Here is a 735-nt window from a genome sequence, read left to right as displayed (position 1 = left end):
AGGTTGGCGGCGGTGGTGGCGCCGTTGTCGGCCCAGGCCTGGATGTGGTCTTGGTCGGTGCGGGTGGCGGGCATGCGGCAGCCCGGCCAGGAGCAGACCCGGCCCCGGATCTGGACGTATCGGCGTAAGGCCGCATCGGCATGACGCCGATCAGCCCCGTTCGCTGTGTTCGCCACCCCAGCGGTGTCGGCCGCGCCAGCCGCGTTCGCCACGTTGACCACGTCAGCCGTGTTGGCCACTCCCGTCGTGTTGGCCGCGCCCGCCGAGTCCGCGTTGGCCGTGCGAGCCGCGCCTGTGGTGTTGACTGCGCCTGCCGTGTCGGCCGTGCCCGTGGCGTTGGCCCCGTCGGCCGCGTTGGCCGCACCAGCCGAGTTCGCCGCGTTGACCGCGTCAGCCGTGTTGGTCACGCCCGTCGTGTTGGCCGCGTCTGCGGCGTCCGTGGGGTTGGCCGCGTCCGCCGAGTGCGCGTTGGCCGTGCCAGCCGCGCCCGTGGTGCTGACTGCGCCTGCCGTGTCGGCCGTGTTGGCCGTGTCGGCCGTGTGGGCTGGGTCGGTCTGTTCGCCCAGCATGGCCGGGTCACCCGATCCCTTTGGGGCGTGCGCTGCAGCCGGGTCACACGATCGGGCCGGGTGGCGCGCTGCTGCCGGGTGGGGTGATCCGGCTGGGTGAGGTGATCCGGTTGCGGGGGTGGTGCCGAGCTGGGCGTGGGCTTGACGGGTGAGGTCGGCGATGAGG

The 735-nt window shown here is 73.3% G+C and carries 1 protein-coding gene; it reads right to left on the bottom strand.

All coding sequences use genetic code 11. The features are described from left to right. On the bottom strand, positions 1-569 hold a 569-nt coding region (locus FLV34_RS39495; protein WP_147945612.1), incomplete at its 3' end, for an HNH endonuclease signature motif containing protein. Between the last annotated feature and the right edge of the window lie 166 nt (positions 570-735).

The sequence above is a fragment of the Microbispora sp. CSR-4 genome (genome assembly GCF_008033685.1).
Lineage (GTDB): Bacteria > Actinomycetota > Actinomycetes > Streptosporangiales > Streptosporangiaceae > Microbispora.
This window is presented reverse-complemented; position numbering and strand designations above follow the sequence as displayed.